Raw genomic sequence first — 16,172 nt, forward strand, 5'->3', positions numbered from 1 at the left:
TAATAGTCAGGTGGTTTTTTTGATTCGTTTTTGTTGTTGTATGTTTCTTTTCTAGTTGATTTTGATTAATATTAACCTAAAGCGGCTAAAAAATGAGCAAAATAGCCATGGTACAATCAGATAGTGGTGGTGTTGCGGCCCTTAAAGGGTTTACCTACCAAAACTTAGTCGCGGCGTATTACGTCCTTTCTATGCTTCAGGATAAAACGCTGATATCTGTACGTTGTGAGGTTTCGGACGATATAGATTTAGTTTACGAAGATAGAATTGTGTATGTGCAAGTTAAAACAACAGAAGATGATGCTAAATGGAGTGTTAAAGAGTTTGCTGAAGCTTCTACTAAAACTGTCCCTCCGGCTGGTCGGCAGAGAGTAAATCAAATTATTAGTCAAGAAGATTCAATTCTCCATAAGTCTATTTTATGTGATAGCTGTGATCTTCCTGGTTATTTTCTCATAGTTACACCAAGAGATATTGCTAATTCACTTAAATACCTAAAGGTATCTCTAAAGGATCGCAATGAAAAATATGATCTTAAGCTTCCTTTGTTAGGAAAATTAAGATCTGCTATTGAGCGCAGCCGGCCAAAAAAAACAGCATCTTTTACATCACCAAACGGGAATGGTGTCGAATATTGGCTTGATCATGCAGAGTGGCAAGTAATCTCTTCAAAAGAATTTATTGAGATGCGTTGTACAAAGTTAATTCGCCAGGCTGCGCTTAGAAAAAATATTTATTTAAGTGAAAATGGTGATCCAGAGAGAATTCTCTGCTCTTTGTTAGTTAGCTTATTTGAAAAAGGCGCTGCTTCGAGAGTGCTTAAAACTATTGACGATAAATCTTATTGCCGGAAAGATTTTCTTCCTTGGTTTGAAGCTGAGATTGAACATTATGAGAATTCAAGTGACAACCATGTAAAAATATATTCTACAGACAATGCAAAGCTTCAAGCGGTTCTTTCAATGTTCTTTAAGGATAATGATCTTTATCAAGATGCTAATTTTACGGGTAGGAAAGAGTGTAAAGGGTTTAAAGGTCAGTATCATAAGAGGAAGTATGGGTATGATTTGATAGCTTGTCATTTATATAAGTGGTTTCATGAGGTCTTGTTGCTGCCTAATGAAATTGCGGATAATGCCCCAGATAAAATCACAGATAAATTTGCTCTATTAACTAAGCGTTATCAACAGCAGGCTGGTTTTATCAATAGTCTGATTGCGAAAGCTTTATTGCACTCAATAGTTAGAACTACTTACAAGTCGCAGCCAATTGCTGCTAGCCTATATATAGATGATGATGAAAATACTTGCTTTGACAACATACACATTGTATTGAATGCCCATGCTCCTGATAATTTGATAATGGGTTTTAGTCGTCTACTGAACTCTGTCGGGGATCAGGAAATTTCGTGTATTGTATCTGAGTTTAATGATCTTCTTGAGTCTGAAGCATTCTCTAGCCAAAAAGAAAAAGTGTTGATTGCAAAAAAAGATAACTATTTATTAGAACATGATGTTAATAATGTACTCGATGCAAACAGTTCTTTAGATGAAAACTTAGATCGATTTAGTTTCGTATTTTTTATTGGCTATGAATCAAGCCATCTTGAATGTAACTCTAAAGAAATGGCTGATGATTATGAAAATAATCTAAAGTCCGAAATTGTAGTACAATTTAAATCTCTAGTTGATAAGATAGTTGATAAAGATGATTTTAATAAAGATTTAAATATTGAAGTTTACTTATATCCAATCCCATCACTTAACACTCTAATTAGCAAAATACAAGATCAGGTGGAGACAATATGGAAAATATCCTAAATCCCCAAAAATGTTTGGAGAGTGTGCGAAATGAAACTTTAAGCCCATTCTCTTATTTAAAAAGAGCTAATGAATGTTTATCTTCTCCAGATTTGCTACCAATAGGTCAGGATTTTATTATTCGAGCGTTAGAAGAGTTACCTCTCTTCAAAAATCAAAATTCAATGCTTCAAGATCTTCTTCGCACAGCAGGCTTATACCCATATTTAAAAAAATATTTTACGGATCTCTCGCCTGAAAAAGAATTTGTGCTTGATGTTTATAAGAGTAATTTTGATGAGAATTTTGTGTTTCATTCAATGCAAGCTAGGGTGTTTAACCTTCTAATGTCTGGAAGAAATGTCATTTTGAGCGCTCCAACAAGCATGGGAAAAAGCGCTATTATTGATGCTTTATTAGCGTCAAATAAATTTAATAGCATCGTTATCGTGGTTCCAACAATAGCTCTTATTGATGAAACAAGAAGACGGGTTCAAGCACGTTTTGGTAGTTCGTATCAAATTATTCATCATGGATCTCAGATAAGGCGAAAAGAAAAAGTTATTTATGTATTTACACAAGAACGCGTAAACGAGCGAGAAGATTTAGTAAATGTTGATTTGTTTGTTATTGATGAGTTTTATAAGCTTTCTGATGTTAAAGATGTTCAGTCCAGACCCAGAGCTTTTGCTTTAAATATAGCTCTCAGTAAGTTGCTTACTGTATCAAAACAGTTTTACATGATTGGTCCTTATGTTGATGCAGTTCAAGGCATGAGTATATTGACGCGCGAGTTTACTTTTATTCCATCTGATTTTAAAACTGTGGCGCTAAATATACACAAATATAACATAGCGCCTAATGACACAAATAGTAAAAATAAAACGTTATCGAAAATTATTAAAGAAAACAAAGGTCAAACAATTATTTATTGTAAATCTCCAAATTCTATTTCTAGAGTTGTTGACTTTTTGGTTTATAAGTATAATTTAATTTCAAAGAATGTGAAGAGCTCTACGGACGATTCTTTAAGTTTATACTATAATTGGTTAGAGGAAAATTATGGCCCAGACTGGAAATGTACACAAGCCTTAGCAAACGGCATAGGTGTTCATCATGGAGCTTTACCTCGCGCAATACAACAGAAAACCGTTGAGCTTTTTAATAGTAAAAAAATTCAATATTTAATATGTACTTCAACCATGATTGAAGGTGTTAATACCTCAGCAAAAAATATTATTATCTATGACAATCGCAATGGTAATCCTAGGATCGATAGTTTTACTCATAAAAATATCTCAGGTCGTGCTGGTAGGATGGGGCAATACTTAGTTGGAAACGTTTTTTGCCTAGAGCAGTTGCCTGAGAAAGAGTCGCAAATAGTATCTTTACCCTTAGGGCAGCAAGATGAAAACTCTCCTATAAATCTTTTAGCTGGAATACAACCAGATCACCTATCTGAACAAAGTAGCCAAAGCCTGAGTCAGTTTTCAACAAAATCTGATATTCCAATCGAAATCATAAGAAAACATCCATCTTATGATATTGAAGTTTTAGAGCAGGCTTTTAATCTAATTTTTAATCTATCTATTAGTGACATGGATCAAATTGCCACAGTAGTTAAACCTACAAAGTATCAGTTGAAGTTATTAACGCGATTCATTAAAGTCACAGAAAATAGAGTGTTAGGTAGACAGCAGCTTAGTCATGAAGATAGTGATGAGCTTTATAATAAGCTACGAGCATATATATATGCCGATACTCATACAGCATATATGAAAAGTCAAATAAGCTATATTTATAGTGGTGCTATTAGTGCTGCTATTCGTTCAGACGCAACAGATAGAGAGCTTAGTATAGTACGCAATATTTTCAAGCATGCTGTTTCAAGGGCGCTTTCTTTACTGCAAGATTTGTTGAATTATAAATATAAATTATTTGATCGAGAGCCAATTGCTAACTTGGGTTGGATTTTGCATATATTCGAAAATAGTCACTTGCCTGCTTCATTCTCTGCGCTAGAGGAAATGGGAATACCAATAGAAACATTAGAAAAAATTATTACAAAAAAACTAGGTGAGAGAGATGTTGATACTTTAGTTAGATATTTGAGAATGAAATCAAGATCTCTTGTGCAGTTGAATGCTGTAGATCACATGTTTATTAGGCGTGCACTCTGTTAATTGCATGCCTGAATTTAATTTATTTGTTTTTAAAGTGCACGCTGTGCTATTGATTTGGCTTGATCGATGATTTTTTGATTTGTCTAAAAATATAGTTGTTAGCTGTGTAGATCACTAATTTTGTATTTTATGTTAATTTTCCATATTTCAAAAAATTAGAGATAAGGTTGTCTGGATAATGTGATGAGTTAGCAGCCTTCCAAGAGCGTTGGAAGGCTGTTCTTTTATTTGCTCTGCTTGGGTGGCCTTGGTGGTGGAGGGGTAGGTATTCTCTTGTCACTATTTCCCCTGACATTTCTTGTAGGAGGCGGCGGTGGGGGTGGTGGCTTTGTCATGAATATTGTCCCTTTGCTGGTCAATAAAAACAGGTGTGTAAGCTATTATGCTGCATATCATGCTAAGGAAAAGACACAATGTTACCAAAAATAGATTAAATGATCTTTTGTCATTTGTCATTGTCATTTTGGTTGTCGTTCTAATGAAATATTCATTCATTGCAATGTATACAGAGCTTTCGGCATCTTCATTGCCTCGATAGTCACTATAAGTTTTTTACATTCAATCACATAGTTTTCTAGGCTGCGTGGAGTTGGAAGCATTTCATCTTTGTAGCCAAACCAAACCACGCGAAAAAACCATGTGGCTAACACTATGAATAATATTGATGCAACTAGAAATAACCAGTATAGTATTAGCCCCCATTCTGGCATGTCGCTAGGTTTATTGTTGAGAAGGTAAGAGCAAAAGCCTAGCAAACCTATGGTGATTGCTACAGGTAGGCTTAAACGCTGTAACATTTTATCTCTTCTATCTAACTCGTGAAAATAGAGCTTTTCATATAGTTTGTATCGATCTTTCGGCTTGAATAAAGGTTTTTCTTCGTTATTGTATTTTTTTATAGTTAGTAAATGTTTGTTTAAGTTTTTAAGCTTTCTTGTTATGTTTGTATCCATTTCAATCTCTATTAATATAATTGATTTTTGTAACATCTTATACAGTTTCACCCAACCCCACTAACCCTAACCACCTCCCTCACCACCGCCTCATTCAACACCCCGCGTTTGGCTTCCACCACCGTGAGCCATTCGCGGGCACGGGTGATGCCGGTGTACACCAGTTCGCGGGTCAGGATGGGGTTCAGCGTGGGCGGCAACAGCAGGGCAGTGTGCAAGAACTCCGAGCCTTGGGATTTGTGCACCGTCATCGCAAACACGGTTTCCACCGCGTGCAGGCGGGAGGGCAGCACCCAGCGGATGGGCTTGTCGGGGTCGCTAGCGGCACTTGATGAAGGGAAGGCCACTCTCAATAGCTTCTGCTGCGGGTTGCGCGGGTCCGGTACGGCCAGAGTGATACCGATATCGCCGTTCATCAGTTTCAGGCCGTAGTCGTTTTGGGTCACTAGTACCGGGCGGCCCTCAAACCAGCCTTTCTCCAGCGTGTAGTCGCTGCCGAACAGCAGCTTTTCGCCGCGCAGCGTGCTGGCGATGCGCTGGTTCAAGCCTTCTACCCCCCAGGGGCCTTTGCGCAGCGCGCAAAGCAGTTGGAAGTGGCTGTAGGCGCTGAGTACCTCGCTGGCCCAGGCGTTGTAGACGGCGGGGCTCTCCTCGAAGGATTCCCCCCGTGGGCGCTGTGTTTGCAGCACCTTGAGGTAGTGGCGGTAGCCCGTGGGCGGGGCGATGGGCTGGCCTTGGTGGTCGGTGCGGCCTTCGCCGTTGCCAGTAAAGCCGCTGGGGCTGCCGTGAATCACCAGCTTGTCCAGCGCGGCGTCGTCATTCATCACCAAATGGTGAATATCCGGGTAGCCGTGGCGCAGCACGGCGGTGACGGCCTGCTGCTTTTCCCGTTCGCTTTGCGCATGGCCCGGTTGGTTGATGGCTTTGGCGAGCTGGCCGATGCCGCTGTGTTCATTGAAGCGGTGGCTGACCCGCAGCATGGTAATGGCCTGGTCCAGCGGTTGGCCTGCGGGGTCGATGAACTCCGCTGGCAGCGGTTGCCCGGTGGCCTGGGCCAGCCATTCGGCGGTGGCCGGGGTGTAGTGGGCGGCTTCTGCGCGGCGGCACAGGTCGCCGAGTACCGAACCGGCCTCTACCGAGGCGAGCTGGTCTTTATCCCCCAGCAGAATGCACTGGGCGTGGGCGGCCAGGGCGCTGAGGGTGGCGGCCATCATTTCGATATCCACCATCGAGGCTTCGTCGATCACCAGTACGTCCAGGGCCAGCGGGTTGGCGGCGCTGTGGCGGAAGTGGCGGGTGTCGGGGCGTGCGCCGAGTAGTCTATGCAAAGTGGTCACTTCTGTGGGGATGGTGGCTGATAGTTGTTCTGTGGGTGAATCATCGCGAGCTGAAGCTCCCTCCCACAAGGCTCCCTCCCACAAAGTCCTCTCTAACACAGTTTCCTCACTCAAAGCTCCCTCCCACAAAGTCCTCTCCAACACAGTTTCCTCACTCGAAGCTTCTGTCTGCTCGGCTCCTTTCAGCAACATGGTGAGGTCATTGAAGGGGAGTTTGGCGACTTGTCCGGCGATGGATTCGTTCAAGCGGGCGGCGGCTTTGCCGGTGGGGGCGGCCAGGCGGATGCGTAGCGGCTGGCGGGGGTGCTGGGCCAGTTGCAGGGTTTGCAGCAGGGCGAGCAGGCGCACCACGGTGGTGGTTTTGCCAGTGCCGGGGCCGCCGGTAATGATGCCGAAGTGGCTGCGGGCGGCCAGGGCGCAGGCGGTTTTTTGCCAGTCCAGGGCGTTGCTTGGCTTGAACAGAATGTTCAGGGCTTGGGGGAGTAACCCAGGGTGACTGGCGTCACCCATCGCCCAATGAATTGGCCTCCCACTTTGGCTTTCTGAGCCTCTGCTTGCTGTGTGGCTAGTGGTTGGCTTGGCTGTCAGAGGAACTGGCCTCCCACTTTGGCTTTCTGAACCTGTGCTTGCTGTGTGGCTAGTGGTTGGCTTGGCTGTCAGATGAATTGGCCTCCCACTTGTGCTTTCTGTGCCTGTGCCTTCCAGGCGGGCGGCGATGTGTTGGTGGAGGCTTTGTTCGTACTGCCAGTAGCGGCGCAGGTAGAGCCGGGTGCTGGGCGTGCCGCTGGCTGAGTGAGTGGTTACTACCACAAGCGGCGTGTTGCCGGGGCCTTCGCTGGTGAGCAGCGGGTGGTGCAGGGCGGCTTGCCATTCGTGGAGCGTGAGCGTTGCCAGCACGTCGCTGGGTAGCGGCGGCGGGTCGGTGGGGTCGTCGCCTTCGGGCGGTAGCGAAAGGGCGAAATCCGGCGCATTGAGCGTGGCGTTGATATCCAGGCATACATGGCCCCGGCCTAGCTGGTGGCTGGCTAGCGCGGCGGCCAGTAGCAGCAGCGTGGGGGCATCCGGTGCTTCGCTGGCGAGAAAGCGCACCAGGGCGCGGTCCAGGTCCCGCAGCCAGCCGCGTGCTACCCAGCGTTCGCATAGGGCCAGCAGTTCCGGGGTGCTACTGAGTGCAGGGTGAGCGCTGGCGGTGGGCGCATCGCCGAACATGTCGAAGGTGTGGGTGTCGTGCTGGCGGCTCATGCCGTGGCCTCCTGCTGGGTGGCGTGGGGCTCGCCTGCAAACAGGCTGTCCAGGGCTTCGATGAGTTCAACCGGGGCGGGCTCGCCCACCACGCCACGCCCAGGGCTGCGGCTGCCGCGCAGGAATACTGTCATCGAACCGCCCAAGTGCTGGTGCGGGTCGTAATCTGGCAGGCGTGCTTTTAACAGCCGGTGCATGGCGAGCAGGTAGAGCGCAGCCTGCAGGTCGTAGCGTTTGGCGAGCAGCGCGTGGCGCAGGGCCTCGGGTTCGTAGGCGCTGTCGTTGGGGCCCAGGTAGTTCGATTTCCAGTCCAGCACGTAGAAGCGCCCCTGATGCTCGAAGGCCAGGTCGATGAAGCCTTTCAGCATGCCGTTGAGGGTGTCGGCATCCAGCGCGGGGCGTTCGATGCCTGGCAGTAAGTGCTTGCTCACCAGCGCGTCGATGGCCTGGGTGTTCACCCGCTTGGCGGCAAACCAGAACTCCAGCTCTACCTGGTAGCTTTCCAGCTCATTCAGCGCCACGCTTTGCGGGGTGGGCGCGGCCAGCGGCAGCGGCGTGGTGAGCACGGCGCTTAGCCAGCCCGCCAGCGGTTCTTGCCATGCCTGCCAGCCGCGTAGCTGTACCCGCCGCCACAGCATGTCGTTGAGGGCTTCTCTATCATTTGCGGCAGCATCGAAACCTTGCTTGCCCGCCCACTCCAGCAGCCCGTGTAGAAAGGTGCCGGGGCCGGGGCCACGGGGGAATTTGTGCAGGTGATACGCTTCCGGTTGGGATCGTTCTTGAGATAGTTCTTGAGATAGTTCTTGAGGTTCATCCAGCACTTCGAAGGCGGTGGCTTCCTGGGCGGTGGTGGGCTCCAGCGGTGGCAGCACCGGGGCGGTGAGCGTGCCGGAAAGCCGCAGCGCGGAGTAGCTGGCAATCCACCAGTGCTCTTTGGCCGGACGCGTGGGCGTGCGGGCGTGGCCCAGGGTGCTGCTTTCCGCCACGGGCGTCACGCGATCAGCGGTGGGCTCGGGCGGCATGCCGAGGTGGATGTCGCTGCCTTCCACCAGGGCATCGAGCGCTTTGGGGAGCGCATCGGGGGAAAGGGTGCTGCCACCGGTCAACAGGTAGCCCAGCGCGCTGTTTTCCAAGCCTTTTAGCGGGGCCAGCCCCAGCCAAGTGGCGTGGCGGGCACGGGTGAGCGCCACGTAGAGTTTGCGCAGGTCTTCTCCCAGCCGTTCGCGGTCGGCGGTGGCGAGTATCGTGTCATCGGCATCCAGGCTGAGCTGCAGGTTGCCCTCGCTGTCGTGCCAGCGCAGCGGTACGTCGTCGGCTTTCACCGGCCGGTGGTTGGCGATGAAGGGCAGGAACACCAGCGGGTACTCCAACCCTTTGGATTTGTGGATGGTGACCACCTTGACCAGATCCGCGTCGCTCTCCAGGCGCAGCTTGTGGCTGTCGCCGTGGCTTTCCGGGTCGGCAATGGCATCAAACAGAAAGCGAATCAGCGCGTGTTCGCCGTCCAGCTCGGCGCTGGCCTGTTGCAGCAGTTCGCCCAGGTGCAGCAGGTCGGTGAGCAAGCGCTCACCCTCTTCGAACTCTGCCAGCAGGCGGGCGGGAATCTCGAAATCCACCATGATGCGGCGCACCAGCGGCAGCACGCCCTGGCGCTGCAACAGGCAGTGGTAGTGGCTGAACTGCTCGACCCGCGCTTCCCAGGCCAGCTCGTTCTGCTGCAGGTGGTCCAGCTCGGCAAGGCTGAGCCCCAGCACTGGGGTGGCCAGCGCGGCGCGCAGGTGCGCTTCGGCCTGGCGGGAGCTGGCCAGCGGCTCAGCGCAGGCGCGCAGCCAGCGCTCTACCTGGGCGGCCATGGGCGAGCTGAACACCTTGTCGTGATCCGACAGGTACACGCTCTTCACCCCTCGGCTGGCCAGCGCCTGACGAATGGCGCGGGCTTCCTGCAGGCCGTTCACCAGTACTGCCATATCGGAAGGCTTGAGCGGGGTGAGCGCGTCGTCGGTTTGAAAGCCGCTCTTGCCGTGTTGGCCTGCGTTGAGCAGTTCCGCCATGTACGAGGCGCAGCGTTCGGCCATCTCGGTCTGGTAGGCGGTTTTGGAGAGCGGCTCGTCGGCGGCGAGCGGCCAGAGCGTCATGGCGGGCAGCGGTTGGCCCTGATGAACCAGCCGTTCGTGACGGCCTTTGGCGTCTACCGGCAGAAACGGCAGCGGGTTGTCGCCGCTTTCTTCGCGGAACAGGAAGGCCCCTGCCGGGTGTTCATCGGCATAGCGGAAGCAGTGGTTCACTGCCGCTACCATGGCGCGGCTGGAGCGGAAGTTGGTGCCCAGCGTTACGTGGCGGCCTGCGGTGTCTTCGCGGGCTTTCAGGTAGGTGAAGATATCCGCGCCGCGAAAGGCGTAAATGGCCTGCTTGGGGTCGCCGATCAGCAGCATGGCAGCGTCGCGGCGGGGTTTGGCGACCTCATACACCGCGTTGAAGATGCGGTACTGGATGGGGTCGGTGTCCTGGAATTCGTCGATCAGCGCCACGGGGAACTGGCGCAGGATCTGCGCGGCCAGCGCCTCCTTGTTGGGGCCTTGCAGGGCGCGGTCCAGGTGGGTGAGCAGGTCGTTGGGGCCCATTTCGGCGCGGCGCTCCTGCTCCCGCTCCAAGCGCACTTTGCACCACTGTACGGCGTGAATCAGCAGGTCGTTGCGTGGCTCGGGCAGCGTGTTGAGCGCGGCGGGCAGCTCGGCCAGCGCTTGCCAGGCCTTCGGGCAGGGTGGCGCGCCCTCTTTCCATATTTCCGCCATGCCGTCTGGGGTCAGGCGTTTCCAGGCGGCGGGGGTGAGCGCGGGGCGCTCTAGGTCGCTGTCGCTCCACTCCCGCAGTGCGCCTAGCCAGTTGGCGCGGCTTTTGGCGTTGAAGCTTTGGCCTTTGAAGGCTTTGCGCTGGGCGGCGTCTTCCAGCGCGGGCACCAGGTCGTCCAGCCATTCGGGCCAGGGGGCTTTTAGCGTGCTGAGCAGGGCGCTGCGCTCGGCGGCGGCGGTGCTCAGCGTGTGGGTTGGCTCGGGGCGTAGCGCGCCCAGTGCGTCGCTTTCGTGCAGCAGCTTGCGCACGTCCTGATGCAGGTGGTCGGGGGATTTCCAGTAGCCGGTGATGCTGCCCAGCGCCTCGGCGTCCAGCGGGTAGTAGAAGGTGCGCCAGTAGTCGCGCACCACTTCTTGCTCCAGTTCGTGCTGGTCGTTTTCCAGGTTGAGCGAGAACAGGCTGCCGCTATCGAAGGCGTGTTCCCGCAGCATGCGGTAGCACCAGCTGTGGATGGTGGAAACGGCGGCTTCGTCCATCCACTCGGCGGCCAGCTCCAGGCGGCGAGCACAGGCGGGCCAGGTGGCCTCGGGGTACTGGCTGCGCAGCGCCAGAAGAAGAGAGTCTTCACCCTGATCACGAAATACGGCAGCCGCCTCCACCAGCCGATGGCGAATGCGTTCGCGCAGCTCCTGGGTGGCGGCGTTGGTGAACGTGACCACCAGAATTTCCGGCGGGGTGAGCGGGCGCACGAAGGCGGTGTCGTCCTCGCCGTGCTGCCCGCCCAGCACCAGGCGCACGTAAAGCAGCGCGATGGTGAAGGTTTTCCCCGTGCCCGCGCTGGCTTCGATCAAACGGCTGCCGTGAAGCGGCAGCGTCAGCGGGTTCAGCGGGGCGGGCTGGCTCATTATTCAGGCTCCAACAATAACGCGCCCCTGCTTGGGGCCTAGACTGTATGAGTGCTTCGCCACCTGCTAATCTAGCCGCCAAGCCACTCTTAGGATGCTCAGTTTACGCTACCAGCGGCTTCGGTTCACTCACACGAAGGGATCTCATGCTGACCTCGCTTCTGGATAACGACTTCTACAAAATCACGATGCAGAACGCCGTGATCAAACGCTTCCCCTATGCCCATGCCCGCTACGCGTTTATCAATCGTGGCGAGCATGCGTTTCCTGAGGGTTTTGGTGAGGCGCTGCGCGGTGAAGTGGATCGCATGGCGACGCTGCGCTTGTCCGATGAAGAGAAGCGCTACCTGGAAACCACCTGCCCTTACCTGGACCCCACCTATCTCGATTTTCTGGCGGGCTTTCGTTACGACCCCCGCGAGGTGACCATCGAGCAGCAGGGCAGCGAGCTGTCGGTGGTGATCGAAGGGCCTTGGTACCGCACCATTTTATGGGAAGTGCCGCTGATGGCATTGATCAGTGAGCTTTGGTATCGGCTGCGCGGCGTGGCGGTGTCTGAAGAGGACGAAGCGCTGATTGAGCAGCGCACGCGGGAGAAGATTGAGCTATATCGCCAGCACGGGCTGAAAATTGCCGAGTTCGGCACCCGTCGGCGTTTTTCGTTTGCGGTGCACGACCGGGTCGTCAAAGCGCTGCGCCACTACGGTGGCGAGGCCTTCAGCGGCACCAGCAATGTGCTGCTGGCCATGCGCCACGGGGTGAAGCCCATTGGCACCCACGCCCACGAGTGGTTCATGTTCCACGGGGCGCGTTTCGGTTTCAAAATGGCCAACAGCCTGGCGTTGGAGCACTGGGTGGATGTGTACCGGGGGATTTGGGCATCGCGCTCACCGATACGTTTACCACGCGGGCATTTTTCGAGAGCTTCGACAAGAAGTTCGCCAAGCTGTTTGACGGGGTGCGCCACGATAGCGGCGACCCGATCGAGTTCGCCGATGCCACCATTGCCCATTACCGGCGCCTGGGCATTAACCCGCTGAGCAAAACCATCATCTTCTCCGATGCGCTTACCCCTGAAAAAGTGGAACGCATCCGCGCCTGCTGCCAGGGGCGTATTGGCATGGCGTTTGGTATTGGCACCAACTTTACTAACGATATTGGCGTGGCGCCCATGAACATGGTGATCAAAATGGTCGAGGCCCGCCCCGAAGGGCAGGGCTGGCTGCCGGTGGTGAAGCTCTCCGATGTGCCCACCAAGAACACCGGCGACCCTGAGATGATTGCGTTGGCGAAGAAAGTCCTCAGCATGGGCCATTCATAGCCGTGTGGCTTTACTCCTTTTTGCCCTTAACAGCGAAAAAGAGCGGCGCGTAAAGTGATTCGGTCAGTGTGGCAAAAGTGTGTCCGTTGGCCTGCTCGAAAAACAGCCGCTCGAAGCGGGGCCACTGGTGGCTTAAATACGCGCTTTGCGCGGCTTCGCCGATAACCTTGTAACCTCCTTCATAGGCGGCTTCGGCGGCAGCAAAGGCGTCGCTGTCTCGGCCTTTATCCTGCGCTATTTCCGGCGTGCCTTGCTTGGCCAGCCAGGCAAAACCGGCCTGTGGGGCCAGCGGCAGCGGGGTTTGCTGGCCCGCTTGCCAGGCGGCGAGCTGGGTTTCCAGGTGCTGGCGGGCGGTGTCGGCGGCCACGGGTTCCAGCGTGACATGACCGGCTTTGGAAAGTAGCAGTGTAGTCATCGGGCCACTGAGGTTGCCTGCCAGGTGGGCGACCCAGGGGCGCAGCAGGTGGCTCCAGCGGTATTGGCCGCGCCCGCTGCCTTGGCTAATCAGGCTGCTGCTGAGCAGCAGCAGGCGGCAGCGCTGGCCTGCCTCATCCTGGCGCAGCTCGCCCAGGGGTTCTTCCAGCGTGAGTCCGTGGGCCTCGAACTGCAACTGTGCGTCTGGCAGTGCGTGCGGCCACGCCGTGAGTGCTTCTTCGTAGGCGTTGAACAACTCTTCCATGGGGTCGGAGAGTGCTGCGCGCATGCGTTCGCCGAAGGCGCCCATGGCCAGCACGCCTTGGCCTTGAAAGCGCTCCAACGCGTCGTGCAGCGCCTCGATACGCGGTTGGCCGTTATCCACCGCGTGGCGCTGGGCGGCAATCAGTTGGTCTTGCAGCTGCCAGTTTTGCAGGCCATCCAGGGCGAAGGGCTCGGCGTCTAGCTCGGCGATTGCCTCTTGCTCGAAATAGACGCCCAGGCGGGTATTAAAGAAGCTGCGCACCGGCTCGCGCAGAAAGCCGCCCAGTTGCCCAAGGGAAAGCGTGGTGGGGGCGTTTTCTGGCGGCGGCAGCGTGCGGCTCGCGGCGGTGGGCGTGCGCGGGGCGTGTACTTCCCGCCATTCGTGGGCATAGGTGAACAGTCGGCTTGTGGAGGGGGTGAAGTAGGCGCGACTGAACGGCTGCAGCGGGTGCTCGGTGGTGAGGCTTTCCAGCAGCGGCGCGCCGTTTTCCGTTTGCCAGCCAGCCTCCAGGTGATCGCGCAGTTGGCCCACCAGTACCGAGGGGGGCAGCGGGGAGTTGTCGATCTGGCTGCGGCCCATCCAGCTGATGTAGAGCTGGTCCCGGGCGGAGAGCAGCGCTTCGAGAAACAGATAGCGGTCGTCTTCCCGGCGGGAACGGTCGCCGGGACGGTAGTCGCTGCCCATCAGGTCGAAATCCAGCGGCGGCTGGGAGCGGGGATAGTCGCCGTCGTTCATGCCCAGCAGGCACACCCGCTTGAAGGGGATGGCGCGCATGGGCATTAGGGTGGCGAAGTTGACCGCCCCGGCCAAAAAGCGCTGGGAAAGGCTGTGTTCATCGATTTGTGCCAGCCAGTGTTCGCGCACCATGGAGAGCGGCAGCGGGTCGTCGAGTTCTGCTTCCTGGCTGCTTTCCAGCATCTGCTGCAAGCCGTTTTCCAGCTTGGTGAGCATGATGCTTTCCTGGGCATCGTCGGTGAGAAAGAAGGTTTCCAGCAGTGCCCGCAGCCGCGCCACCCAGGTGGCGGCATCGGTGGGTTGGCAGAAGATTTCCCAAGTGGCGTCGAGTTTTTCCAGCAGCGTGGCCAGCGGCCCTGCCAGGCCCGCTTCCAAGCCGCCAATATCATCGAAGGGCTCGATGCCTTGCCAGGCGTGGCCGTCGCCGACGGTGTAGCCCAGCAGCAGGCGGCGCAGGCCGAAGGCCCAGGTGTTTTGGCTCAGCCCACCGGGCAGTTCCAGCCGCTGGCGCTGCTTGGCGTTGAGGCCCCAGCGGATGCCCGCGCCTTCCATCCAGCGTTCCAGCACCGGCAGGTCGCGCTCTTCTAGGCCGAAGCGCTGGCGCAGGGCAGGTACATCCAGCAGGTCGAGCAAATCGCTCACCGACAGGCGCAGCTCTGGAAGCCGTAGCAGCTTTTCCAGCGCAATCATCAGTGGCAGGCGGTGGCGGCTGGCTTGGTCGGAGAGCGTGTAGGGAATGTGCCGCGGGTCATCGGTGGGCAGCTGGCCAAACACCGCTTCGATGTGCGGCGCGTAACGGTCGATATCCGGCACCATAACGATGATGTCGCGCGGGCGCAGGTGTGGGTCGGCGCTGAAGGCGGCCAGCAGCTGGTCGTGGAGAATCTCCACTTCCCGCTGAGGGCCGTGGGCGATATGGAACACGATGGAGTCATCGGCAGCGGGCAGTGCGGGCCAATGGGCTTGGGTTTCTGCCACCGGGCGCAGCTCGCGGATATCGTCTTGCAGCTGGCTGAGCAGGCAGTGGCGCTCCTCGCCGCTGAACGGCTCGAACATATCGATGCGCAGCGCCTGCTGCTCGAATAGGGTTTGGTAGTTGCCCGCGTCGTCGTGCTCATCGAGCAGGCGCAGGTAGTCGCGGCCCTGCTTGCCCCAGGCGGCTAGCAGCGGCTGGGCGTGCAGGTGCAGGGCGTCATCGGCATCGCCGGTGCCCAGTACATCCAGCGCTTCGGGCATGCCGGTTTTGCGCCGCTGGCGATAGCGCTGGGCGCGCAGCAGGTCCTTGTGCTCGATGATGTCCGCCCAGTAGAACTGGCAGGGGTTGTGCACGCACAGCACGATCTGGCAGCAGCGGGAGAGCGCCGCCAGGGCTTCCAGGGTTTGCTGGGGCAGCGATGAAATGCCGAAGATAATCAGCCGCCGGGGCAGCCCCGGCGGGCAGGCTTGGCCCTCTAGCTGCTCGGTGGCCTTCAAAAAGCGCTGGTGAACCTGGGCGCGGCTGCTGTTCAGCCCGGCTTCGCCTTGGGTGGCGGCCACATCGTCACGCAGGATGCGCCACAGAGCAGGCTGCCAGCGCTGGTGCTCTTCCAGCGGGCGGTGTTCGCCTCGGGCGGTAATCAGCACATCGTGGCCGTTGGCCCAGGCGTCCAGCCAATCGGCGCGGTATACCTGGTACTGGTCGAAGAGATCCGCCAGCCGCTCGGCCAGCTGGTAGTGCTTGCGCTGGTCACGGTCGGTTTCCAAAAACTGTGCCAGCGGCTCGAACACCGGCTGCCCGGCTAGGGTAGGCAGCAGGCGCAGCAGCCGCCATACCAAGCGCGACTTATCAAACGGCGAGGTTTCCGGCACGGCATCGGCATTTTGCGAAACATGAGTGAGCACCGTGCGGTAGGCCTGCCATAAAAACCGCGCGGGCAGCATTACCTCTAGCGCCGCCGCAATGCCCGCGCCGCCATTCTTAGGGTCTTCCGCCAACGCCAGTTTTAGCCACTGCCCAATACCGTTGCTCTGCACCAGAATGGTTTCGTTCTCCAACGGCCCCAGCGGCTGGCGGCGCATCCACTCCACCGCCAAACCGCGTAAATCTTCCAAGCGGTTAGCATGTACCACCATAAAACCGGGGGGGAGCGGAGTGGGGGATAACAAAGCATTGGCAGACATACGGCGGCGTTCCTTCACGGCAATCAGCGTCACGGGTAGCAGTGACGCTATGGTGCCATAAGATGAAG

At 55.0% G+C, this 16,172-nt stretch carries 6 protein-coding genes and 1 pseudogene; 3 read left to right on the plus strand and 4 right to left on the minus strand.

From position 1 onward, the window contains the following. The first annotated feature begins 107 nt into the window (after positions 1-107). Positions 108-1,820, plus strand: coding sequence for a dsDNA nuclease domain-containing protein (locus tag RVM26_RS02590; protein ID WP_498940623.1), 1,713 nt, complete (start codon positions 108-110; stop codon positions 1,818-1,820). Further along, on the plus strand, positions 1,805-3,982 hold the full coding sequence (locus RVM26_RS02595) for a DEAD/DEAH box helicase (RefSeq protein ID WP_498940625.1): 2,178 nt from the start codon (positions 1,805-1,807) through the stop codon (positions 3,980-3,982). Before RVM26_RS02590 ends, RVM26_RS02595 begins: the two co-directional genes overlap by 16 nt. Before the next feature lie 491 nt (positions 3,983-4,473). Here the strand turns inward: RVM26_RS02595 and RVM26_RS02600 are convergent, their stop codons facing one another. Genes RVM26_RS02600 through recB form a run of 3 tightly spaced genes read right to left on the minus strand, consistent with a single transcriptional unit; the run spans position 4,474 to position 11,209 of the window. Beyond that, positions 4,474-4,935, minus strand: coding sequence for a hypothetical protein (locus tag RVM26_RS02600; RefSeq protein ID WP_498940627.1), 462 nt, complete (start codon positions 4,933-4,935; stop codon positions 4,474-4,476). A 47-nt stretch (positions 4,936-4,982) separates the two neighbouring features. Next, positions 4,983-7,514: an exodeoxyribonuclease V subunit alpha family protein gene (gene recD, locus RVM26_RS02605; RefSeq protein ID WP_498940628.1), complete on the minus strand. Its 2,532-nt coding sequence runs from the start codon at positions 7,512-7,514 to the stop codon at positions 4,983-4,985. Further along, the gene (gene recB, locus RVM26_RS02610) at positions 7,511-11,209 is read right to left on the minus strand and encodes an exodeoxyribonuclease V subunit beta (RefSeq protein WP_498940630.1); all 3,699 of its coding nucleotides are present in this window, start codon (positions 11,207-11,209) and stop codon (positions 7,511-7,513) included. Before recB ends, recD begins: the two co-directional genes overlap by 4 nt. 188 nt (positions 11,210-11,397) lie before the next feature. On the opposite strand from recB, the pseudogene pncB reads away from it, so the two are divergent. Further along, positions 11,398-12,530: pseudogene (pncB, locus tag RVM26_RS02615) on the plus strand (nicotinate phosphoribosyltransferase). Positions 12,531-12,540: 10 nt separating this feature from the next. Here pncB and recC read toward each other — a convergent pair. Continuing rightward, positions 12,541-16,104: an exodeoxyribonuclease V subunit gamma gene (recC, locus tag RVM26_RS02620; RefSeq protein WP_498940632.1), complete on the minus strand. Its 3,564-nt coding sequence runs from the start codon at positions 16,102-16,104 to the stop codon at positions 12,541-12,543. Positions 16,105-16,172 lie beyond the last annotated feature (68 nt).

Origin of the sequence: Halomonas sp. KM072 (assembly GCF_050710315.1) — a bacterium.
In the GTDB taxonomy this organism is placed as follows: domain Bacteria; phylum Pseudomonadota; class Gammaproteobacteria; order Pseudomonadales; family Halomonadaceae; genus Vreelandella; species Vreelandella hamiltonii.

Coding starts and splice junctions, on each gene's coding strand:
- recB (WP_498940630.1), bottom strand. CDS start 11,209: ATGAGCCAGCCCGCCCCGCTGAACCCGCTGACGCTGCCGCTTCACGGC.
- recD (WP_498940628.1), bottom strand. CDS start 7,514: ATGAGCCGCCAGCACGACACCCACACCTTCGACATGTTCGGCGATGCG.
- RVM26_RS02600 (WP_498940627.1), bottom strand. CDS start 4,935: ATGGATACAAACATAACAAGAAAGCTTAAAAACTTAAACAAACATTTA.
- recC (WP_498940632.1), bottom strand. CDS start 16,104: ATGTCTGCCAATGCTTTGTTATCCCCCACTCCGCTCCCCCCCGGTTTT.
- RVM26_RS02590 (WP_498940623.1), top strand. CDS start 108: ATGGTACAATCAGATAGTGGTGGTGTTGCGGCCCTTAAAGGGTTTACC.
- RVM26_RS02595 (WP_498940625.1), top strand. CDS start 1,805: ATGGAAAATATCCTAAATCCCCAAAAATGTTTGGAGAGTGTGCGAAAT.